15 protein-coding genes and 1 tRNA gene are annotated in these 16,683 nt (G+C 56.1%); 10 read left to right on the top strand and 6 right to left on the bottom strand.

Annotated elements, in window-relative coordinates; all coding sequences use genetic code 11:
- Window positions 1–41: 41 nt before the first annotated feature.
- From AC2FLB_RS12280 to AC2FLB_RS12315, 8 genes are all read left to right on the top strand, one after another.
- Window positions 42–1,076, top strand: a complete 1,035-nt coding sequence (locus AC2FLB_RS12280; protein WP_142634220.1) for a cysteine synthase A — start codon at window positions 42–44, stop codon at window positions 1,074–1,076.
- On the top strand, window positions 1,076–3,502 hold the full coding sequence (locus AC2FLB_RS12285) for a DUF3772 domain-containing protein (protein ID WP_496709341.1): 2,427 nt from the start codon (window positions 1,076–1,078) through the stop codon (window positions 3,500–3,502). The genes AC2FLB_RS12280 and AC2FLB_RS12285 overlap by 1 nt, the downstream gene beginning before the upstream one ends.
- 88 nt (window positions 3,503–3,590) lie before the next feature.
- Window positions 3,591–3,680, top strand: a tRNA-Ser gene (locus AC2FLB_RS12290).
- A gap of 363 nt (window positions 3,681–4,043) precedes the next feature.
- The gene (locus tag AC2FLB_RS12295) at window positions 4,044–5,003 is read left to right on the top strand and encodes a glycosyltransferase family 2 protein (protein ID WP_496709342.1); all 960 of its coding nucleotides are present in this window, start codon (window positions 4,044–4,046) and stop codon (window positions 5,001–5,003) included.
- The gene (locus tag AC2FLB_RS12300) at window positions 5,000–5,386 is read left to right on the top strand and encodes a GtrA family protein (RefSeq protein ID WP_496709343.1); all 387 of its coding nucleotides are present in this window, start codon (window positions 5,000–5,002) and stop codon (window positions 5,384–5,386) included. The genes AC2FLB_RS12295 and AC2FLB_RS12300 overlap by 4 nt, the downstream gene beginning before the upstream one ends.
- Before the next feature lie 9 nt (window positions 5,387–5,395).
- Window positions 5,396–6,145, top strand: a complete 750-nt coding sequence (locus tag AC2FLB_RS12305; protein ID WP_282021316.1) for a methyltransferase domain-containing protein — start codon at window positions 5,396–5,398, stop codon at window positions 6,143–6,145.
- The gene (locus AC2FLB_RS12310; protein WP_496709344.1) at window positions 6,142–7,551 is read left to right on the top strand and encodes a hypothetical protein; all 1,410 of its coding nucleotides are present in this window, start codon (window positions 6,142–6,144) and stop codon (window positions 7,549–7,551) included. The genes AC2FLB_RS12305 and AC2FLB_RS12310 overlap by 4 nt, the downstream gene beginning before the upstream one ends.
- A 40-nt stretch (window positions 7,552–7,591) precedes the next feature.
- Window positions 7,592–8,269, top strand: a complete 678-nt coding sequence (locus AC2FLB_RS12315; protein WP_496709345.1) for a YrbL family protein — start codon at window positions 7,592–7,594, stop codon at window positions 8,267–8,269.
- 3 nt (window positions 8,270–8,272) lie between these two features.
- Here AC2FLB_RS12315 and AC2FLB_RS12320 read toward each other — a convergent pair whose 3' ends face one another.
- On the bottom strand, window positions 8,273–9,151 hold the full coding sequence (locus tag AC2FLB_RS12320; protein WP_496690661.1) for a LysR family transcriptional regulator: 879 nt from the start codon (window positions 9,149–9,151) through the stop codon (window positions 8,273–8,275).
- A gap of 211 nt (window positions 9,152–9,362) precedes the next feature.
- Here AC2FLB_RS12320 and AC2FLB_RS12325 point away from each other — a divergent pair, with 211 nt between their 5' ends.
- Window positions 9,363–9,611: a hypothetical protein gene (locus AC2FLB_RS12325; RefSeq protein ID WP_142634203.1), complete on the top strand. Its 249-nt coding sequence runs from the start codon at window positions 9,363–9,365 to the stop codon at window positions 9,609–9,611.
- A gap of 43 nt (window positions 9,612–9,654) precedes the next feature.
- Entirely contained in the window at window positions 9,655–10,659 is a 1,005-nt protein-coding gene (locus AC2FLB_RS12330; RefSeq protein WP_496704763.1) for a GlxA family transcriptional regulator, read from the top strand.
- Window positions 10,660–10,666: 7 nt separating this feature from the next.
- Here the strand turns inward: AC2FLB_RS12330 and AC2FLB_RS12335 are convergent, their stop codons facing one another.
- The 5 genes from AC2FLB_RS12335 to AC2FLB_RS12355 all read right to left on the bottom strand — a co-directional run bounded on the left by AC2FLB_RS12335 (window position 10,667) and on the right by AC2FLB_RS12355 (window position 16,648).
- The gene (locus AC2FLB_RS12335) at window positions 10,667–11,227 is read right to left on the bottom strand and encodes a sarcosine oxidase subunit gamma (RefSeq protein WP_496690659.1); all 561 of its coding nucleotides are present in this window, start codon (window positions 11,225–11,227) and stop codon (window positions 10,667–10,669) included.
- Window positions 11,220–14,165, bottom strand: coding sequence for a sarcosine oxidase subunit alpha family protein (locus tag AC2FLB_RS12340; protein WP_496709346.1), 2,946 nt, complete (start codon window positions 14,163–14,165; stop codon window positions 11,220–11,222). The genes AC2FLB_RS12335 and AC2FLB_RS12340 overlap by 8 nt, the downstream gene beginning before the upstream one ends.
- The gene (locus AC2FLB_RS12345; RefSeq protein ID WP_496690657.1) at window positions 14,162–14,449 is read right to left on the bottom strand and encodes a sarcosine oxidase subunit delta; all 288 of its coding nucleotides are present in this window, start codon (window positions 14,447–14,449) and stop codon (window positions 14,162–14,164) included. Before AC2FLB_RS12345 ends, AC2FLB_RS12340 begins: the two co-directional genes overlap by 4 nt.
- Window positions 14,450–14,463: 14 nt before the next feature.
- Window positions 14,464–15,714, bottom strand: coding sequence for a sarcosine oxidase subunit beta family protein (locus tag AC2FLB_RS12350; protein ID WP_496695231.1), 1,251 nt, complete (start codon window positions 15,712–15,714; stop codon window positions 14,464–14,466).
- A gap of 85 nt (window positions 15,715–15,799) precedes the next feature.
- On the bottom strand, window positions 15,800–16,648 hold the full coding sequence (locus AC2FLB_RS12355) for a LysR family transcriptional regulator (RefSeq protein ID WP_496704758.1): 849 nt from the start codon (window positions 16,646–16,648) through the stop codon (window positions 15,800–15,802).
- Window positions 16,649–16,683: the final 35 nt, after the last annotated feature.

Below are 16,683 nucleotides of genomic sequence, written 5' to 3' on the forward strand. Positions count from 1 at the left end.
ATCTGTAAATCTTCGTTGATACGTAAAGAAATGAGGGCGCCATGCGCATTGCGAAAGACCTTGCCGACGCAGTAGGGAAAACTCCGTTGATCCGGCTGCGCCGTATCAGTGAGGAAACCGGGTGTGAAATTCTTGGCAAGGCCGAGTTCATGAATCCTGGTCAATCGGTCAAGGACCGTGCCGCTCTTTATATCATTCGCGATGCCATAGCACGGGGCGACCTGAAACCTGGGGGCACCATCGTTGAAGGCACCGCTGGAAACACCGGTATCGGTCTGGCGCTTGTCGGGGCGTCGATGGGCTTCAAGACCGTGATCGTGATCCCGGAGACCCAGTCCGAAGAAAAGAAAGACATGCTGCGTCTTGCGGGTGCACAGTTGGTTCAGGTCCCGGCAGCGCCGTATCGCAACCCGAACAACTTTGTACATTACTCTCGCCGTCTGGCTGAAGAACTGGCGCAGACGGAACCCAATGGCGCAATCTGGGCCAATCAGTTCGACAACGTCGCCAACCGTCAGAGCCATGTCGAGACCACCGGCCCCGAGATCTGGGAGCAAACCGGCGGTAAGGTCGACGGCTTTGTCAGTGCGGTTGGTTCAGGTGGCACGTTGGCCGGTGTGGCCGAGGCCCTGCAGCCCAAAGGCGTCAAGATCGCATTGGTCGATCCGATGGGGGCCGGGTTGTATTCCTATTACAAAACCGGTGAGATCGCGATGGAGGGAAGCTCGATCGCGGAAGGTATCGGGCAGGTGCGGATCACCAAGAACCTTGAGGGGTTCAAACCGGATTTCGCCTATCAGATGACGGATAACGAAGCGTTGCCATATATTTTTGACCTTCTGCGCGACGAAGGTCTGGTCATGGGCGGATCGACCGCCATCAACATGGCTGGCGCCGTGCGCCTGGCCAAGGATCTGGGTCCGGGCCATACCATTGTTACGATTCTGTGTGATTATGGCACGCGCTATCAATCCAAGCTGTTCAACCCGGAGTTCCTGCGCGAAAAAGAATTGCCTGTTCCTGATTGGATGACCGAGGCGCCGCGTAGCATTCCGGGCGTTTTCGAGGACGTATGATGTTGCGGCAGGTCCGCCTGTTTCTGGCCCTTGTTTCACTTTTGTTTGCAGTTCTGTCTGGCCCTGCAACGGCCCAGCTTTCGGATCGGCAAAGTGACTACTATCAGGGTTGGGTAAAAACGGCGGATCGGGCCGAAGATGTGATCGAGGCCAATCGGGCCTCGAACGCTTCGCTGGAAAATCTGCGATCGGAAATTCATACCTATCGAGATGTTTTCAACAGCGCGCGTGGTGCAAATACCGAGCGTATTCAGACCCTTGAAAGCCAGATCAAGGCTTTGGGTCCCGGACCGGAAGGTGATGCAACCGAACCGGAAGACATTGCTACGCTGCGTTCACATCTTGAAAACCAACTGAACGCGCTGCGGGTGCCGCATATCATTTCCGACGAGGCCTTCAGTCGCGCCAACGGACTGATCGCAGAAATTGACCAGATCCTGCGAAATAGGCAGAAAAAAGAGCTGTTGGAGCGCGGCCCATCGCCACTGAACCCCAGCTATTGGCGACCAGCCTGGGTTGACCTGACTGAAGCGGGCCGAAGCCTTTTCAACGAGGCTGTGCAGAACTACCAAACAGACGTGGTGCATGAGCAGCTTCGCAAACAGGGGCTTGGAATTCTTTTGCTGGTCTTCGTGGCCATTGTTTTGCTGGGCTATGGAAAACGTTGGTCCGAGGCTGCTGGGAACTATCTGCGTACCATAGGGGGGCAGGGAACTGGCGTATGGACATTCCTGACATCGCTGTTTCGGATAATTCTGCCATGGCTGGGTGTTTTGTTGCTGGTAAAAGCCGTCGTCTTGACGGGGATATTGGGATTGCGGGGAACCCTTCTGATACAAAACGTACCGTTCTGGGCGGCCATTGTTCTGTACTACGACTGGATTGGTCGTCAGGTCTATGTAATGCAGCAGGCGCAGGGTTTCAGAAAGCTCTCGCCAAAGCGGATCACCGAGCTTCGAATCTACCTGGATCTGCTTGCCGTTTTTCTCATTTTGCATGATCTTGGGAACCTTTTCGAACAGATCGAGAATACTTCGGATGCGACGCGCGCGGTTGTGGGCTTCCCAGTTATTCTTGCAACTGCTCTGGTTCTGTTGCGTGCGCGGCAGATACGGCTTGCCGAGGTGCAGGCAGAACCTGATGGCAATGCCCGTGGAACCGGGGTCATCCAGCTGGTCGAATTCTTGCGCCGAGCATTGTTCCTGTTGGGAGTTGTCAGCCCAGTTCTGGCTGCCATCGGTTATAACAACGCGGCTGAGGCCATTGTTTTTCCAGCGGTAAAATCGTTGATCCTGATTGCCGCACTGATCATCCTTCAACGATTCCTGACTTCGGTTTATGGATTGATAACCCGCAAGGGTGAGGCAGCCCGGGACACATTGTTTTCGGTTCTGATTGGCTTTGCCATGGCCATTTTGGCCCTGCCGGTTCTGGCGCTGATCTGGGGCGCACGCGAGACCGATTTGTTAGAGGCATGGTCGCGGCTCCTTTTGGGGTTCGACATTGGGGGCGTGACCGTCTCGCCCAGTAATTTCTTTACTTTTCTGGTGGTTTTCCTGATCGGATACGGACTGACACGCGCCCTGCAGGGTGGGTTGCGGACCTCTTTGTTGCCAAAGACGAGCATTGATCCCGGTGGTCAAAACGCGATTGTTTCAGGGACGGGGTATGTCGGTATCTTTCTGGCAGCCTTGGTCGCTATCATGGTTGCGGGTTTCGATCTGTCGTCTCTGGCCATCGTGGCCGGGGCGCTCTCTGTCGGGATCGGATTTGGTCTGCAAACCATTGTCTCGAACTTTGTGTCCGGCATTATCCTTTTGGTCGAACGTCCGATCTCAAAAGGCGATTGGATCGACGTAAACGGGATGATGGGTTATGTGCGCGACATCTCGGTACGCTCGACCCGGATTGAGACCTTCGATCGAACAGATGTCATTGTCCCGAACTCGGACCTGATCAGCGGTGTTGTCACCAACTATACCCGTGGAAATACGATCGGACGCGTCATTGTCCCGGTCGGGGTGGCCTATGGTACCGATACCCGCGTGGTTGAGACAATCCTGGGCGAAATCGCCAACGCACATCCGATGGTATTGGCGAATCCGGCACCCAGCGTTGTGTTTCAGGGGTTCGGTGCGGATTCTCTGGACTTTGAAATCCGCGCCATTTTGCGGGATGTGAATTGGGTTCTTTCGGTGAAGTCCGACATGAACCATGAGATCAATCGCCGCTTTGTCGAAGAGGGGATCGAGATTCCGTTTGCTCAGCGTGATGTCTGGCTGCGAAACCCCGAGGCCCTTCAATCGTCAGGTAATGCGCAAATGCCCCCATCTGAGCCTGTTTCAGCGACAAAAGCGCCCCCGGCCTCTTCGCCCGCCGAATTGACCGAGGCTGATCTTTCCGACGGAGATGGTGACGAACCCTGAGGCAAGTTCGGACCTGAAACGAGCCAGAGAATTTTACGCTAATCGGGCCTTGCAAATCCTCAGGCGATAGTCCAAATAACGCCCGCACGGAGAGGTGGCCGAGTGGTCGAAGGCGCACGCCTGGAAAGTGTGTAGGCGGGAGACCGTCTCCAGGGTTCGAATCCCTGTCTCTCCGCCACAACACCAGCTCTTGTCTTGGACGCTTAGGTGTTTCACATCTCAGACATTGTTTTCGAGCCCCCCAGCAAAAAAGGCTCGGTAAGCGATTCACATAACCCATGTTGAGCGAATTCATCCAATTTAGATGGCCCAGAATTACTGTTTCTTGCAGGCAAGGGAATTTCAGGATGAGAGGCAGTCAAACTGTTGGGTAGGGCCTATTCCTGTGTCGGTTGGGTAACTACAGGTGAAAACTCGGCGCTCGGCTTGTTCGCTGATGCGTCTGTTGGGATATCAATACATCTACAACGCCAAGTGAACGCTATTCCTTGGGTGGTCCGTTTTGCGATAGGTGCGCCGCAAAATTGCGCCCGGAGGTTAGATGTTACTGTCTGTCGTCATTCCATGCATGAACGAAGAGGAGTCGATCCCCTTACTGGTGGAGCGCCTGATCGCTGCGACTGAACAGTGGAACGCCGAATCCGAGATTATTCTGGTGGATGATGGGTCTAATGACGAAACATGGCGCGCAATCTGTGCCCAAAGCGAGTTTCACCCGCGTATTCGCGGTTTGAAGCTATCGGGTAACCGCGGTCACCAGATCGCTCTGACAGCGGGGCTGAATGCAGCCCTAGGGCAGCGGATTTTCATGTTGGATGCTGATCTGCAAGACCCGCCGGAGCTTTTGTCGGACATGATGGCGATGATGGATCAGGGTTATGATGTGGTTTATGGGCGTCGGAGTGAGCGAAAAGGCGAAAGTTGGATTAAGAAAGTAACAGCTCATGGTTTCTACCGCATATTGAACCGGCTTTCGGACGTACCCATTCCAAATGACACGGGTGATTTCCGGCTTGTTAGCCGTCGGGCGCTGGATGCGGTTCTGAGTATGCCGGAACGCGCGCGGTTCGTTCGGGGCATGTTCGCTTGGGTTGGTTTCCGTCAAATCGGGATCGAATACATCCGCGACCCACGGATCGCGGGCGAGACCAAATACCCGATGTCCAAGATGATCCGCTTTGCGCTTGATGCACTGGCGAGTTTTTCGATCAAACCGCTGCAGATCGCCACACGAATGGCCTTTCTGACACTGATTATCGCCGCGCTGATGGCGGTCTACGTCTTTTGGTCCTTGATCCTTTACAACGCAGTTGCGGGTTGGGCGTCGACGGTTCTGGTGATCAGTTTCTTCTCGGGTATCCAGCTGTTGACGCTTGGAATCATGGGGGAATATCTCGGACGTCTGTATATCGAGGCCAAAAACCGACCACTCTATTTTGTAGATCAAGAGACCTCAGAGATTTTGGACACCATAGTAGAAGAGAAGACCGCGCAGAAATGAGCGAACGGCGCCGCATAATCCGGTTTGCCATCGTGGGCTTATGCGTGGCTGGTTACTACATGCTGGCTTATCTGGGCCTGTTGCGCGTGTTTCATTCGCCCTGGATCGCCAATGCATTGGCTTTTGGGTCCGCAATCCTGATCCAATATATTGGGCAAACAGTCTGGACCTTCGGGCAGGCGCTGGTGGTTCCTGCACAGTTTGGGCGGTTTCTTTGCATGGTCGGAATTGGGCTGCTGGTTTCAGCTGCGATTACCGGACTGGCCGGCCCTCGTTTTGGCCTGAGCGAAGTTGTCTCGGCCGCTGTCGTTGTAGTTGTTCTGCCTGTGATCAACTTCGCGTTCCTACGGCTGTGGGTCTATAAACCGCAGAATTCAACCTAGAGATTGGCAATGTCGCATATCTATTCAAACGAGTTCTTTGACTATATTGACCAGGGCGCCCGGCGGTCCGCAAACAGGCTAATTGCTTGCCTTCTAGGAAAAATCTCTGCGGACAGTGTCGTGGACTTTGGCTGCGGGCGGGGTGTGTGGCTGTCGGAGTGGCAGGCCGCGGGTTGCAAGGATATTGCCGGTGTCGATGGCGACTATGTGGATCGTGACAAGCTTGCGATACCGGCTGAGGCGTTTATCGGTGCAGATCTGTCCAAACCGGTCGAGCTTGGACGCCAGTTTGATTTGGCTCAGTCGCTTGAGGTCGGTGAACACTTGCCGCATGACGCGTCGGCCAGCCTGGTTCAGAGCCTGACCACACATAGCGATCTGGTCCTGTTCTCAGCCGCCGTTCCGGGGCAGGGCGGCGAGTTTCACATAAATGAACAGCGCCTGTCCTTTTGGCAGGGTTTGTTCGCTGAACGGGGATACACGGCCTATGATTGTTTGCGGCCTGAGATGTTCGGGGATCAATCGATCGAACCCTGGTATCGGTATAATTCTGTCCTCTATGCGAACCAATCAGGGGCAGCCCGGCTGTCTCAGGACGTGCTGGATACCAAAGTCGCGCCCGGCGCGTTGAAAGAGGTCGGCAGTTTAGGCTGGACCCTACGCAAGCTGGTTGTGCGTGCCTTGCCCCGGTCGGCTGTCACCGCGATCGCGCAGGTCCGGGCCTCTGTTATTGCAAGGTCATATGGCGACAAATCATGACGGAAAAAACATCTCGGCAGGAGTTTCTTTTTCTGTCCCTGCTTTGCACCGCTGCGTTGTTCCTGATCAACTGGCCACAGCTTTTCGACCCTTTCGTACGTCATGATGATTTCCCGGCGCTGCTGGGCTGGACCGAGATTGCCTACCACAAGGCCTTGGATGAAGGTCGTTGGTTGAACTACTGGTGGCAGTTCCGGCCATTTCTATGGCCCTCACAAATAAGCATGTATCTCTATAACATAGCCTGGGGCTTGTTCTCGGCTGCGGCGGCAGTCGCGATCATGGAGCGTTCGGACCCGATCTGGTACAAAGGTTATCTTGCGCTATTCATTGCGTTTTCGGTTCCAGCATTCCTGATTTCATACTGGTTCAACACGTTGCTGCCGGGGATCTGGGTTATCACCTTGTACAGCCTGGCAGTTCTGTTTCTTCCGCATCGTGTGTCGCTGGCCCTGTTGGTTCTAGCAGTGCCCTTATCCTTCATGGCCTACACGACCTATCCGTTCCTGTTGCTGACACTGATCCTGCTGTCAAACAAGGCACCAAAAACCTATACAAACGTCGCTGTTACGTTGATCATTTTCTTTGTCAGCCTGGTTCTGGCGCTCCTGTGTGTTTACACCCTGAACTACTTCTACCATGGCATATTCGGTATTCCGGTTGCTGAATGGCGTGGGCCGAACGAAGTAAATTCGGTCGATGACCTGCTGCTGAACCTTACCAAGGTCAAAGTATTCCTCCGATCCATCATCTATACAATGGGCGGAGGGACAATCAGCTATGGCTTGATGCTCTTGGCCCTATTTGCAGGCGCCTGGGGGTTCCTGTTTACCCGAAGACGGCTGTTTGCCGTCGCGATCCTGATGGCTGCAATTGCTGGCCTGGCACCGCTTATCCTCAAGGCGATGATGTCGGGGGTGCAGGTCCCTGTCCGGGCATTGAACTGGCTTTGGATCTTGTTTGGGGTCGTGCTCACCACGTGTGGGGTTCAGTTTCTGCAGTCTTCAAAAAGATGGTTAAGTGTTTCGCGTATCTTGTTGATGTGCGTGTTGATGATCAATTTGATGCTCATTGGCAAAACATCGTTTATGTTCATCCCGCCTTGGCAAAAAGCAACGCGCGCATTGGCGCAAAGCCTGCCTGAACAGGCCGAAACCGTGTATATTTATGGACATTTTCTTGGCGTGAATGGTGCGGCAGACGCCAGAGTTCAATTCGAACGGGGGCTGCGGTTGCGGTTAAACTATCTGACCGGGGCCGAGATCATCATGTGCTGGAAGCAGCCCGATAGATGCGATGGGATTACACCTCCGTTCGATCCAGGCGACTGGGTCTCGACGCCTGTTGTCGTATCAACTGGTGACCAGGCCTTTATCCTTTTGCCGCGTCCCAATCTTGGGCCCTGATCAAAAGGTGAGTTGTAACAGGTTTGAGAAAATTCTATGAATGCGCCCACTTGGGCTGTCCGGCATTCAAGGACACATACCCCAACCCCTGTTGGAACACCCGGACATGATTGACCTGAGCGACCACAAACCCCTGCGAAAAAGTCGCAACTATCTGATTTATCAGCACCCCGAGGTCGAAGGGGCGCTGCTGAAAGTGCGGGTGGACGAACCTGTGCGTAGCCATTTTCTGCCGCGTTATGCCGAATGGCGCTATGGCAATCTGCGCCAATGGAACCGCGAAGCAAACGAATATCTGGCGGCGCTCAACCGTGGATGCCCCGAGATCGAGAGGTTGGCGCAATTCATGGGATATGCGCCAACATCAGCGGGCCCGGCGATAGTGGTGGAAAAACTGACCGGCCCGGACGGAGATCTTGCGCCAACCCTGCATTCGGAACGCGTCGCGCTGGCCAAGGATCAAGCCGGACGTGAACGTCTTCATGCTGAATTGATGGAACTGTTTGACGATCTCGAAAGCGGCCGGATCATTGTGGGTGACATGGGGTTCGAAAACATCGTTCGTGCGCAGGAAAGAAGCGGCAAGCTGACCGTGATTGACGGCGTTGGCGAGAGGGTTCTTTTTCCGCTGTCACTGGTCAGCGAAACAGCGTTCCGCAAGTCAATCGACCGCCGGCGACAGAGGATGTCGAGTGGCTTTGGTTTAATGAAGACCTGACCACTAAACTGCTACGCGCAAGGGAAACGCGCGTTCGACTTCTCTTGCTATCTCCGCAATCAGGGCTTTTGTCACGGCGTTGCGGTTGTTCATCTGAACCCGTGCGACATAGGCAAGCTCTGGAGGGGTCGGAAAGACATCGTTGATGACTTCCATGTCTGGTGTAATGTGCATCCCGTTCAATAGCGCTATGCCCAGCCCAGATCGAACAGCCGACTGGATTCCTGCTGCACTTGGACATTCCAGGATATTGTCAAAACGGTGGTCCTGCTGCTGACTGTCTTCCATTCCCCATCTTCGGTAGAAACACTGTGTGTCAAAGGACAGAAACGGAACCGGTTCTGACAGATTCAGACGATAGTCGGGTGATTTGACCCAATGAAGGGAATCCTGAAACAGGATCAGATCTTCGGGCTGCACGTCGTTGCGAAATATCTGAATCACCGCCAAGTCTAATTCACCTCCCTTCAACCAATCCTGAACATTCAGGCTTTGACCAGTGCGGGTTCGTACGCGAACATCGGGGTACAGCCGCGTGAAACGTCCAAGAATTTGGGCGATCCCGCTGGTTGTCGCATCCTCGGTCATGCCAAGCCGCAAATGGCCGGTGAGCGGCCTGTTACCAAGTGAGGCCACCGCTTCGTCATGCAGAGTGGTAATTCGACGGGCGTATTCACAAAGACGCAGCCCGTCTTCGGTGAACAGGGGGGCACCTTTGCGACGAGTCAGCAGTTTGCAATTCAGTGCGCGCTCTAAACGGCCGATCTTATGGCTGACTGCCGATTGCGAAAGCGCCAGATGTCGGGCCGCACGGGTTACACCACCATAGGTCGCGATTGCGAGCAGCGCGCGCAAGGCGTCTATTTCCAAACGTTCGTTCATGATTTCCCATGACAGATTTTGATCATTGAATGATAATCATTCATTTGCGGCAAAGGCAAATGTCAGATTAGGTATCGCGAACACAATGTACGCGGAGCTTCGAAATGAACAATCTATACCCGGAGGATATCACAGACTTCGAACATCAGTCGGCATGCAAATCTGGTCCGCTGACGCTGTCTTCTTCTTTCGGCAAAGGAAAGTGTAACTGATGACGGAAGACAGAACAGCTAACCGCCGCCTGACAACACTGTTTGAGATCACCGGATCGGTTCTGGCCATGGCTTATGCCTTGCTGATTGCTTCGAATATTGGCGCTGAGATTCTTGGATTCTCTCTACTGTTGGTGTCGTCTGCACTGTTTGCCGCATGGGCATTGATTGATCGGCGCTGGACGTTTTTGCTGTTGCAGGCGTTCTATGCGACCTCTGCCATTATTGGACTGATCCGTTGGGCATAAACTTGGTGTAGGGTTGCCGCCAGGAACTTGTTAGGACGGGTCTATGACGGATCAGGACAGAATCGATATCGGCTTTCTGCTGTTTGATGGCTTTCCGATGGCTTGTTTGACATCGGTGATCGAACCCCTGCGGGCGGCCAATGAAATCGCAGGTCATCAAGCGTTTAGATGGTCGCTGGTTTCTGAACGTGGTCAAAAGGTTCAGTCAAGCGCAGGGGTTGGGTTCGAAGCAGATCGCGCGTTGGCGGACTGCAGGAATATCGACATTCTATTCCTGCTCAGCAGCCCGTCTTCGGTCTTTGACAACGCTGTTAGCGGCAATGCCTTGCTGCGTGGTCTTGGGAGGCACGGAACAGTTCTGGGCGGGATCAGCGGTGGCGTATTCCCTCTTGTGCGATCCGGTGCAATGGCAGGTCAGCCGGTCTCGGTCCACTGGTGCTATGAGGCGGCTTTTGAGGCCGAGTTTCCCGATATGGACGCCCGGAGCGAAGTGATCGTGCGCACCGTGACGCGCTATACCGCCGCCGGTGCAGCGGCAGGGTTCGACCTGGCACTGCATTTGGTTCACGATCGCTTGGGCGGTGACATTGCGCATGAGGTTGCGTGCTGGTTTCAACATCCGATGATGCGCGGTGCGGCAGTGCGTCAGCAGGTGCCCAATGCGACAGCGCCGAAAACGGGAGACCGCCTTCCACCGCTTGTTTCACGCAGCGTTGAAATGTTTGCCGCCAATATTGGTCAAGCGATCTCGATTGCCGAAGTTGCGAAACAAATGGGCGTCACACCTCGTCAGATCGAGCGGGCATTCAAACAGGCAACCGGACACAGCCCCAGCCATTATTACCGCACAATGCGGATGAAAGCGGCGCGTCAGATGGTGGTTTATACCAAAGACCCCATTTCCCAGATCGCAGCCGCTGTCGGCTATGGATCTGTTGCGCCCTTGGTGACACATTACCGGTCGGCTTTTGGCCTGAGCCCCAGCGAGGACAGGCGCCGCATCAACCGTTTCCGGGTTGAGGATAACGCCCCTTTGCCCTCGGTCTAGGCGCTGACTAAAGCGCCGATCGCATCGCCGTCAGGATCGCATGGTGCAGAGATTTGGCGGACGAGCGCGGACCGTACAGGCTGTAGTGATCCGAACCACGACACAGCACGAAACAGCCAATATGGTGGATCGAGCTGCGCGCCGCCGTTCCCTTAGTCAATATGCGCAGATCCAACTGGCACAAAAGCTCCAGCACTGCTTGAATGTTCGCACCAGCCAAGTCGAAACGCACCCAGGCATCGGTCTGTTCCGTGACAGAGGCCGCAGACCCAATGGCAGATTTTACTTGCGTAGCAAGGTCCTCGTGCGTGTCATGCGGTGCTTCAACCATCCATTGCTCTGGCCCCGCCCAAAAGGCGGTGATTGCGGTTCCTTCAAACCTCTGGACCTTTGGTGCCTCAGCGCCAATTAGTTTCTTCAATGCGGCTTTGGCCGCTGTTTCCTGACCGAGCCGCGCCGCGACTGATACCAACGCCACGCCCGGTATTTCGGAACAGGTGGCAGGCCCAACCGTGTCTACCCGAGGGTCAGCCGCGCCGAGGGCGGTTATCGCAACCAGATTATCCACGCAGACGTTCTCCTTCCGGGTCAACGAAATGGGCCGAGACAATTTCCACCTCGACCGTCAGGTCCGTCAGCGGAGAGACAAGGCGCATTTTCTCGCCCAGCCTGTCGCCGCCGTTTTTCAACAATCCCAGCCCGATATTGCTGCTCAGAATGGGTGAGTAGACGGCTGAGGTGACATAGCCCTGATCATGGGCTGCATCGACCGGGCCGTCAGTGTTCATCAGGTGGCCACCGGCGGTTACCTTGTTTTCAGGCTCCAACGGTTTGATCCCCACCAGCATCAGTGCATCGGGTTGGTTCAGTCCCTCGCGTTCCGACAGAGTTGATCCGATGCTGTCCTTCTTTTTGGACACCATGCGGCCCATTCCTAGGTTCAGGGCGGTTGTGGTGCCGTTCAACTCGCTGCCTGCAGCATGGCCTTTTTCGACCCGCATGACGCCCAGTGCTTCGGTGCCATAGGGGACAACGTCGAACTCTTCGCCCTCGGTCATCAGCCGCCGCATCAGCGCGTCGCCATAGCGAGAGGGAACCGCGATTTCGAATGCCAACTCGCCAGAGAACGAAATCCGGAACAGCCGCGCCCGATGGCCGCCACACACGGTGATGGTGCCGCAGGCCATGAAAGGGAAGCCCTCATTCGAGATGTCGAATTCCGGGTCGACGATCTTTTGCAACAGCTTGCGCGAATTGGGCCCGGCGACCGCATATTGCGCCCATCCCTCGGTGGTGGAAATCAACTGCACGTCCATGTCCGGGCACAGGCACTGGCGCACGAACTCCATGTGGCGATAGACCAATACGGCATTTGCGGTCGTTGTGGTTACGACGAAATGATCCTCGGCCAGTCGCGCGGCGGTGCCGTCATCCATGGCTATGCCATCTTCGCGCAGCATCAGGCCATAGCGGGTTTTGCCGACTGCCAGCTTGGCGAAAGCATTGGCATAGACGCGGTTCAGGAACGCTGCCGCATCGGTGCCCTGGACGTCGATTTTGCCCAATGTCGTGCAGTCGCACACCCCGACCGAGGCACGCGTCTGACGCACTTCACGGTCCACGCTCTCGCGCCAATGGGTCTCGCCGGGCAGGGGGAACCACTGCGCACGAAGCCAGTTTCCAACCTCGACAAACACCGCGCCGCGTTCTTCGGCCCAGTGATGTGAGGGCGTCAGGCGCGTAGGGTGGAACTCTTTGCCCTTCATCCGGCCTGCGAAAGTAGCAATCGGGACGGGGGTATAGGGCGGGCGGAAGATGGTGGTACCGGTCTCGGGGATCGACTTACCGGCCAGCTCGGCCATGATCGCCAGCCCGCCGATATTCGAGGTCTTGCCCTGGTCCGTGGCCATGCCCAGCGTGGTATAGCGTTTCAGATGCTCGACCGAACGGAAGCCCTCCTGATAGCTGAGACGGACATCCTTGACCGTCACATCGTTCTGTTGGTCAAGCCAGGCGCGTTTGCAGCCCTGGACGTACCAGAATGGTGTCTGCGCGATGGGCGCGTCCTCGGCCTCGGGCAGATCGGGTTTGGCACTGGTCAGGTCCAAAGCGGCGATTGCGGCCTCGGCGCCAGAGCGCAGCGCGCCGTAGGTCGACATATCGCCGTTTGCCGCGCCGGCAACGGACATGCCCACCGGCAGGTCCGCGCCGGGAACAAAGGCGGCCAGCGTCTCATCCCAGGTGGGGCGGCCCCGCTGATGACAGGTCATGTGGACATTCGGGTTCCACCCACCAGAAACGCCCAAGGCACCACATTCCAATGTCCGGGTTGAGCCATCGGGCAGGGCGACTTCGACAAAACTCAGCCCCAGACGGCCCTTGGTATTTGTGACCTGAGCGCCCTGTAGAACTTCGTATTCGTGGCTGATTGGCGCGTCCTTGCGTACATCGATCACCGCGGTGATTTTCACACCTTTGGCGTGCAGATCAGCTGCGGTGCGGTGACCGTCATCATTGTTGGTAAAGACCGCGACGCGCTGCGATACCGCTGCTCCAAACCGGTTGGCATAGGTCCGCAGGGCGCTGGCTGTCATGATGCCGGGGCGATCATTGTTTTCGAACGCGATTGGCCGCTCGGTCGCGCCTGCGCACAGCAGCGCCTTTTGGGTATAGATACGCCACAGGATTTGCCGGGGTTTGCCTGCGGGCAGACTGGGCAGATGATCGCCCGTACGCTCGACTGCGCCATAAATTCCGTGGTCAAACGCGCCGATGACCGTGGTGCGCGGCATCAGGCGCACATTGGGAAGCGCGGACAGCTCGGCCACAGCCTGCGCCGCCCAGTCAGACGCCGCAGCATCGTCAATGATGAGTGTTTCGCTGTTCAGGCGACCGCCAAGGGCGAAATCCTCATCCGCCAGAATGACGTCCGAGCCCGCACGACCAGCGGTCAAAGCGGCCATAAGCCCGGCTGGTCCGGCACCGATGATCAGCAGATCGCAATGGCGAAAGCCCTTGTCGTATTCGTCCGGGTCCTCTTGCATCGAAAGCGATCCAAGCCCGGCTGCGCGACGGATTGTAGGCTCGTACAGCTTTTCCCAGAAGGCTGCAGGCCACATGAAAGTCTTGTAGTAAAAACCCGCAGACAGGAAGTTGGAAAACATGTCATTCACGGCCAGCGCGTCGAATTTCAGGCTGGGCCAGCGGTTCTGTGATCGCGCCTCAAGCCCCTCGAACATCTCGATGGTTGTTGCGCGGGTATTGGGCTCTTTGCGGGCACCCGAGCGTAGTTCGACCAGGCCGTTCGGCTCTTCGGATCCTGCGGTCAGCAATCCGCGCGGACGGTGGTATTTGAAAGACCGCCCGATCAGACGCACATCATTGGCCAGCAGGGCAGATGCCAAAGTGTCGCCGGGATGGGCGGTATAGCTGCGCCCGTCAAAGCGGAAGTTCAGCGTTGTATTGCGGTCGATCTGTCCGCCATTCAGCCGGTTCACCTGCGTCATTTGGAGCGCCCCCGTTCGCGGGCCACATCGCGGGCCAGTTCCACCTTTGAAATCTCGTGGGTCAGCGTGTTGCGCGTGACTACCAGCCAGGATCGGTCACCTGTTTCGTGGTACCAAAGTTCACGGTGCTCGCCTGCCGGGTTGTCACGCAGATAGGCATAGTCGTGAAAGACCTCGGCGGCATTTTCCGCCTGCCAATCGGGGCGGTCAATCAGCGCGGCGTCGCCCAGATAGGTGAATTCCGATGCGTCGCGAGGCCCAAGAAGGGGGTGGTTGATTATCATGTCTGCTGTCCCCTTTAATGCAGGTTGGGCTGATTGCCCGCGCCTTTTTCGTCGATCATCCGGCCGGTGCGGAACCGGTCCAACCGATAGGCCGTTGCGACAGGGTGCGGTTCGTCCTTCGCAAGCAGATGTGCAAAGCAATAGCCCGAAGCCGGAGTTGCCTTGAACCCGCCATAGCACCAGCCCCCGTTGAAATAGAGGCCCTCGACCGGCGTTTGGTCAATGATCGGAGAGCCATCCATCGACATGTCCATCACGCCACCCCACATCCGCAGCAACCGGGCGCGTCCGATCATCGGCATCAATGCCATGCCACCTTCGCAAACATCCTCGACCACGGGCAAGTTGCCGCGTTGGGCATAGGTGTTATAGCCGTCAAGATCGCCACCAAACACCAGCCCGCCCTTGTCGGACTGACTGACATAAAAATGCCCCGCGCCATAGGTGATGACACTGGGCAGGACAGGCTTTAGCCCCTCAGATACAAAGGCTTGTAGAACGTGGCTTTCGATAGGCAGGCGCAGTCCGGCCATCCCCATAACGCGCCCCGAACTGCCCGCAACTGCGCATCCGACTTTGGAGGCGCCGATAAAGCCCTTAGTCGTTTCGACCCCAAGACATTTGCCATCTTCGATCCGCAGCCCGGTAACTTCACAGTTCTGGATAATATCGACGCCATGCAGGTCGGCTGACCGGGCATAGCCCCAGGCCACTGCATCATGGCGCACGGTGCCGCCGCGCCGTTGAACAAGGCCGCCCTTGATCGGAAAGCGAGCGTCGTCGAAATTCAGATAAGGGTGTTCGCGCCGCACCTGATCTGCGTCCAGCAATTCGGCATCGGCCCCGTTCAGGATCATCGCATTGCCACGTCGCGTATAGGCGTCACGCTGTCCGTCTGTATGGAACAGATTGACGATACCGCGCTGACTGACCATTGCGTTATAGTTCAGGTCCTGCTCGAGCCCTTCCCACAGCTTCAGCGAGAACTCATAGAACGGCTCATTCCCATCCAGCAGGTAGTTCGAGCGAATGATCGTGGTGTTTCGGCCCACATTTCCGCCACCGATCCAGCCTTTCTCGATTACGGCAACATTTCGTTGGCCGTAGATTTTGGAAAGGTAATGCGCGGTTGCCAGACCATGCCCGCCGCCACCGATTACGATGATGTCGTAATGGGCCTTAGGTTCAGGTTCACGCCAAACCGGTTTCCACCCTTTGTGGCCGGTTAGCGCCTCTTTGATAACTCGAAAGCCGGAATATCTCATGAATCGGACCTTTTCTTCCAAACTTCATTATTTTCGGGCGCGGCGATATCCCCATATGCGACATGGGTGTGTCTGAATCAGACCCTCAGGCACAAGAAATAAGGCCGGAAAACCAATCGGTGAAATCCGATACCTCGGCTGAGTTGCGAAGGACGGATAAAAAATAGCCCTCACTGGCGGGTGCGGAATCTTTGCTGGCAAGGCGGACTTTGCCTGATTTCAGGGCTTGCTCTGCGATGATAGAATTCACCAGCGCAACACCGCTGCCTGAAACAGCAAGTTGCAGGGCGAGGCCATAGGAATCCACAAAATATGATGGCTTGCGCAGTTTCTGGCCGGTGATTTCACCCCATGACGCCCAACTGTCCGATGTGCCAACGGATTCGATCAGAGGCAGATCAAGCCAATTGCCGCTTAGATTCGGCGACACCACCGGGACAAGGCGATTGGGATTCAACGGTTTCGCATTTTTCCCGACTTGTTTTTCTGAACCAAAGCGTACCTCAATATCGGCGCGCGATGCTGCGTATTCGTCAGGCCAGATCGTGCTGACAAATCGGAGTGAGGTTTCGGGGTGCTGGGCCTGAAATTCCGGCAAAGCCGGAGAGATGACCCATTCGATAATACTGATAGAGGCTGCGACCGTGATATGGCGTGCCTTTTCCTCGGCCAAATAGGGCGAGGCGGCGGAGTGCAGCATGTCCAAGGCTGCCTCGACCTGTGGCAGCAGCTTCCGCCCTTCATCCGTCAAAGAAAGACCGCGCGCGTGGCGGTGGAACAGAACGACGCCCAGACGGGTTTCCAAGGCTTTGATTTGTTGGCTGACTGCGGATTGCGTCAACCCGATTTCATCCGCTGCAGCAGTTGAACTAAGCCGCCGCGCCGCTGCTTCGAACGACCGGAACCACGTCAGGGGAGGGAGTGTTTTTGCCATCGGTAACCAACCTATTAGTGTTGTTAATACCTAAG

Source organism: Ruegeria sp. CDSA236 (genome assembly GCF_059611285.1).

Excerpts from the sequence above, each read along its gene's own strand:
- AC2FLB_RS12350 (WP_496695231.1), bottom strand. The coding sequence starts at position 15,714 with ATGAGATATTCCGGCTTTCGAGTTATCAAAGAGGCGCTAACCGGCCAC.
- AC2FLB_RS12295 (WP_496709342.1), top strand. The coding sequence starts at position 4,044 with ATGTTACTGTCTGTCGTCATTCCATGCATGAACGAAGAGGAGTCGATC.
- AC2FLB_RS12300 (WP_496709343.1), top strand. The coding sequence starts at position 5,000 with ATGAGCGAACGGCGCCGCATAATCCGGTTTGCCATCGTGGGCTTATGC.
- AC2FLB_RS12355 (WP_496704758.1), bottom strand. The coding sequence starts at position 16,648 with ATGGCAAAAACACTCCCTCCCCTGACGTGGTTCCGGTCGTTCGAAGCA.
- AC2FLB_RS12285 (WP_496709341.1), top strand. The coding sequence starts at position 1,076 with ATGTTGCGGCAGGTCCGCCTGTTTCTGGCCCTTGTTTCACTTTTGTTT.
- AC2FLB_RS12305 (WP_282021316.1), top strand. The coding sequence starts at position 5,396 with ATGTCGCATATCTATTCAAACGAGTTCTTTGACTATATTGACCAGGGC.
- AC2FLB_RS12320 (WP_496690661.1), bottom strand. The coding sequence starts at position 9,151 with ATGAACGAACGTTTGGAAATAGACGCCTTGCGCGCGCTGCTCGCAATC.
- AC2FLB_RS12325 (WP_142634203.1), top strand. The coding sequence starts at position 9,363 with ATGACGGAAGACAGAACAGCTAACCGCCGCCTGACAACACTGTTTGAG.
- AC2FLB_RS12330 (WP_496704763.1), top strand. The coding sequence starts at position 9,655 with ATGACGGATCAGGACAGAATCGATATCGGCTTTCTGCTGTTTGATGGC.
- AC2FLB_RS12280 (WP_142634220.1), top strand. The coding sequence starts at position 42 with ATGCGCATTGCGAAAGACCTTGCCGACGCAGTAGGGAAAACTCCGTTG.
- AC2FLB_RS12345 (WP_496690657.1), bottom strand. The coding sequence starts at position 14,449 with ATGATAATCAACCACCCCCTTCTTGGGCCTCGCGACGCATCGGAATTC.
- AC2FLB_RS12310 (WP_496709344.1), top strand. The coding sequence starts at position 6,142 with ATGACGGAAAAAACATCTCGGCAGGAGTTTCTTTTTCTGTCCCTGCTT.
- AC2FLB_RS12340 (WP_496709346.1), bottom strand. The coding sequence starts at position 14,165 with ATGACGCAGGTGAACCGGCTGAATGGCGGACAGATCGACCGCAATACA.
- AC2FLB_RS12315 (WP_496709345.1), top strand. The coding sequence starts at position 7,592 with ATGCGCCCACTTGGGCTGTCCGGCATTCAAGGACACATACCCCAACCC.